Source organism: Mucilaginibacter sp. P4_G9 (genome assembly GCF_056400985.1).
Map to the genome: position 1 here is coordinate 1 of NZ_JBFUKF010000384.1, position 4695 is coordinate 4695.

The 4695-nt window shown below is 45.9% G+C and carries 3 protein-coding genes; all 3 read right to left on the reverse strand.

Annotation, left to right across the window (positions count from 1 at the left end; all coding sequences use genetic code 11):
• The coding region (locus AC1DPZ_RS22175) for a twin-arginine translocation signal domain-containing protein (RefSeq protein ID WP_477407535.1) at nucleotides 1-214 on the reverse strand (214 nt) is incomplete at its 3' end.
• 15 nt (nucleotides 215-229) lie between these two features.
• The gene (locus tag AC1DPZ_RS22180) at nucleotides 230-1597 is read right to left on the reverse strand and encodes a RagB/SusD family nutrient uptake outer membrane protein (RefSeq protein WP_477407537.1); all 1368 of its coding nucleotides are present in this window, start codon (nucleotides 1595-1597) and stop codon (nucleotides 230-232) included.
• Between the two features lie 10 nt (nucleotides 1598-1607).
• Nucleotides 1608-4695, reverse strand: a 3088-nt coding sequence (locus AC1DPZ_RS22185) for a SusC/RagA family TonB-linked outer membrane protein (protein ID WP_477407539.1), incomplete at its 5' end; no start/stop codon positions are given.

The window sequence follows — 4695 nt, forward strand, 5'->3', positions numbered from 1 at the left end:
TGCCTGCACCAACTATGGCTATGCTGCCATGCTGGGTATCGCCTAAAGTGAAGGCATCCGCAAAGGCCGGTAGCAATGCCATACCGCCAGCCATTAAACCAGCATCGCGCAAAAACTTACGGCGGCTATCGCCCATTTGCTCATGGCTAATTTCATCCTCCCTAAGGGAAGAGAAAAAGGCTTTTCTTAACAGGTGAATAAATGGACTATGCATTTTGGGGTTAGCGTATTAGTATCCTTTGTTTTGTACCACCACACCGCCTGTTGAACTGATCTCGCTTTGCGGGATAGGCAGTACAGGGTTTACCTCGTCACCTAAAACTTCGGCTACTTTTTGGGTACGGGCCAGGTCAAAAAGGCGGTGACCTTCAAAGTTGAGCTCGGCGCGGCGTTCGTTTAAAACAGCGTTTAGGTAGGTTGCATCACTGGGCACATTGGCAGCGGTTAGTTTGGCCATGCCCCGGTGCTCACGAAGCGTATTCAGATCGGCCAGGCCGTTAATCCTGCCCAAAGCTTCGGCCCTGATAAGGTAAACCTCGGCCAGGCGAATAATGTAAGCCGAATTGTCTTTGGTAGTTTCACCCCGGTATTTTTCGGTCCGACCATCGGGTTGAATGCTTTGATCAACATTTACAAAATCAACCAGGCTTGAGCGATCGTCGGTTGGGCGGCTGGTGAAAAAGGTGTTCAAGTCTTCGGCGGCTAAAAATGCCACATCTGTTCTTAAGGCATCATCACGCACATAAGTAAGTCCGTTGTAGGCGCTGTTATTTTGCTGATCGAACACCAGTTCAAATACACTTTCGGATGTGTTTTTTTGTGTATAGATCTTATTCAGATCGGCGGCTGGTAACAACGCATAGGCGCTGTTGCTGATTACCAACGAAGCGGCTGTAGCTGCGCCGGCTTTATTTCCCTGGTATAAATACACCCTTGCCAATAACGCATTTGCAGCGGCTTGTGAGGCATATTTGCTGCCGTTATCCGTGTTTAGCAATTTAACGGCTTGTTGCGCGTCGGCTATTATTTGTTTGTATGAATCGGCAACGCTGCTGCGCTTAACGGGGGTAGCCGGGTTGGCAGTAGAGGTAACTATGGAAATGCCATAGGCCGATGTATTATCCCAGTGCTCGCCAAACATACGCAGCAGATCAAACAAGGCCAGGCTGCGTACAAAATAAGCTTCGCCTTTTATGTTTGACAGCTCGGTAGCATCAGTTCCGGGAACCTTGTCTGCGTTTTCGATGATCTTATTGGCTGCATAAATGGAGTTATATACCTGGATATAAATTGCCGATGTGTAAATATTACTTGGCGACACAGCCTTGTTGGCAATATCTGTAAGGTCAATCACATCATAGCCACCTGTAGTGCCATTGTCCGAATAGCATTCGGCCAGCAGCGGGTAATAGCCTCCATAGTAACTTTTACTTTGCAGTGTACTGTACATGCCTATACGTGCACTATGCAAACCTGCTACATTTTTAAATACGGTACCATCGGCTACTTCATTTGGCGATGTAACATCCAATACCTTTTTGCAGGAAGATTGGATGATGGTAACCAGGAGAAGAACAACTGTTATATATTTTCGCATAATAGTAGAATTAAAATTTAAAGTTTACACCCAATAAAACCGTGCGTGCCTGCGGATAGGCAGCATAATCAACCCCGGCTGTACTGGGCGAGCTGCCACCGTTTGAGCTAACCTCGGGATCAAAACCATAGTATTTGGTAAATGTGTAAAGGTTTTGCGCTTCCACATAGATGCGCAGGGATGAAAATGCTTTGCTGTTTTTTGGTTTGATGGTATAACCCAGGTTTACTGTCCTGATTCTTAAAAAAGAGGCATTTTCAATAAACTGCGATGAGTTTTGCACGTAATTCTGGAAAACCATAGATGCCCTTGGGATATCGGTTACATCACCCGGCTTTTCCCAGCGCTTGTTCACAATGGTGGCATTGTTGGCGTATACCTGGTAAAGGTACTGGTCGTCATAACCGCCATCGCTCCAGCCAAGGGTTTGGTAGGTTGAGCGGATAAGGTTGTATACCTTGTTGCCAATACTAAACTGGGTTGAAATATTAAGGTCAAAATCATTATACCTGAAACTGTTGCTCCAGCCGCCAAAATAATCAGGGGTGGCTTTACCCAATACCTGCTGGTCATCGCTGAATTTAGGATTGCCTGTTTGCGGATCGACGCCTAAATATTTATACCCATAAAAAGAGCCTACTGCCTCGCCAACCTTTAAGATATGCGTTGGAAACAAATCGCTGTAGGCAGAAAGTAATTGGTTATCTGACGATAGTGCGAGGATCTTGCTTTTAATAAAACTTATATTAAAGGCGGTTGTCCAGGTAAAGTTTGTGGTTTTTACAGGGTAAGCGTTTACAGAAAACTCGACACCGGTATTCTGAATATTACCGGCGTTTATAGTCTGTGTTGCAAAGCCAGAGGTAGCCGGGAGTGGGGCCTCGCTCAACAGTTCGGTACGGTTGCCTTTGTATGCCTCTAACGAGCCGCCTATTTTACCGCCGAATAATTCAAAATCCAAACCGGCGTTTATCATTTTGTTGCGTTGCCAGGTGAGATCGGGGTTGCCGATGTTGCGTGGTTTTAAGCCCGATACGCCATCATAGCGCGATGGCTGATAATAGCTCTGGTATTGAAAATCGCCTATCTCCTGGTCGCCGCTTAAGCCGTAGCTAAACCTCAGTTTAAGGTTGGTAAGCCATTTGGAGTCGCTCAGGAATTTTTCTTTGCTGATTACCCAGCCGGCAGAAACCGCGGGGAATAATCCCCAGCGTTTATTGGGGTCGAATCTTGATGAGCCGTCATAACGGGCGCTGGCCGATAAAAGGTACTTATCATCATAAGCATAATTGGCCCTGAACAGGAATGAAAGCAAGCCCCAACCCGAATGCAGATCGGTAGCCCCGGTAACGGTTGACGCGCTGGAGATGTTTGTAAGCCCGGTTCCTTCCGGAAAACCCTGCGCGTTGATAGATGAGTTTTCGGTACGGGTTGATTGGGCTGTAAAGCCACCTAACAGGTTGAGGCTATGCTTTTCGGCAAATGTATTTTGATAGGTTAAGGTGTTTTCGTTAATCAGGGTGGTATTGGAGTAGTTGCCTTTTATAGCTTTACCCCCAACAGCAGAGGCATCTGAGGTAATGGCGTCAAAAAACTGGTCGTCGTTAAGGCTGGTATAATCGGTACTGAACGATGCCCGGAACTTCAGGTTTTTAAGCACTTCAATATCAGTAAAAACACTCCCCAAAAAGCGGTAATTGGTGGTGAATGCCTGGATCTCTTTTGCTGATTTTACCGGGTTATCACTCAACCAGCTGGCTTCATACTGGGTGTAATCTGAATAACTGCCATCTTTATTATAAACCGGCATTAAGGGCGATGCACCTAAAGCATTGGTTACAATACCGGTGTAAGTGTCATCATTAAAACTACGCCTGTTTTTGCCATAGGTAAAGGAGGTATTTGTACCAATGGTTACCCTGTCGCTCACTTTATTGTCAAGGTTGAAACGGAAGGATGCGCGTTTGTAGTAATTCTCTATCACAATACCCTGCTGATCAAAGTAATTGCCCGAGATAAAGAACTTTGTTTTTTCGCTGCCGCCGCGGGCTGATAGTTGAATAGAGCTGATAGGGGCTGTTTTCAGGATCTGGTCGAGCCAGTTGGTATTTACTTTTGTTTTCCAGTTAGCAGGCAGCGGATTGGTTAAAACCGCGGGGTCAAATCCGTCCGGAAACTGGGTAGGGTCATCCTGGTAAAGTTTCAGGTCCTGTTTGCGGGCATCTTCTTCCAAAGCAACAAACCCCTTGCTATCTAAAAATGGAATGGTATGCGCCACATGCTGAACGCCGGTATAGCTATCAAAGCTAAACTCCGTTTTTCCGTTTTTACCGTGTTTGGTGGTTATCAGCACAACACCATTGGCGGCCCTTGCTCCATAAATGGCAGCTGCCGAGGCATCTTTTAAAATCTGTATGGATTCTATATCATCCGGGTTAATATCGGCTATCGAACTGATGTTCTGGCCCTGGCCAACCACCGTACCATCGGTTGTGTATGATGTGGAAAGGGAGGAGTTACTTTCGCTGATCATGGGGATCCCGTCAACCACATATAAAGGGTTGCTGGCGCCGCGAACGCTCACCAATAACCCGGCTCCCGGCGTGCCCGATGGCGTGGTTACCAAAATTCCCGGTACTTTACCCTCAATACTCTGGGCAAGATTTGATACGGGCTGGTCTTTAAAATCCTTATTGCTGATGGAACTGATGGCCGATGTAAGGCTGGATTTTTTTTGCGTACCATAACCAACTACAATTACATCGTTAAGCTGGCTTTTGGTTTCTTCCATAACTATGTTAAGCAAGGTTTTATTGCCAACATCAGCAGTATAGGTTTTAAAACCTATATAGGATATAACTAATTGTTGATTGCTGCCATTAACCTGGATAGAAAACATACCATCGGCATTGGTAACAGTTCCCTGTTTGGTACCCTTTATAAAAACAGACGCACCAACAATGGTTTGTCCCAGGCCATCTTTTACGGTGCCTTTAACAGTACGGTCTTGTGCCGAAGCAATAGGAGGGGCTGTTAAGCAAAGCCACATGGTTAAAACAGCAAATAATAAGCGTATGGTTTGTTTCATAGTGTGGATT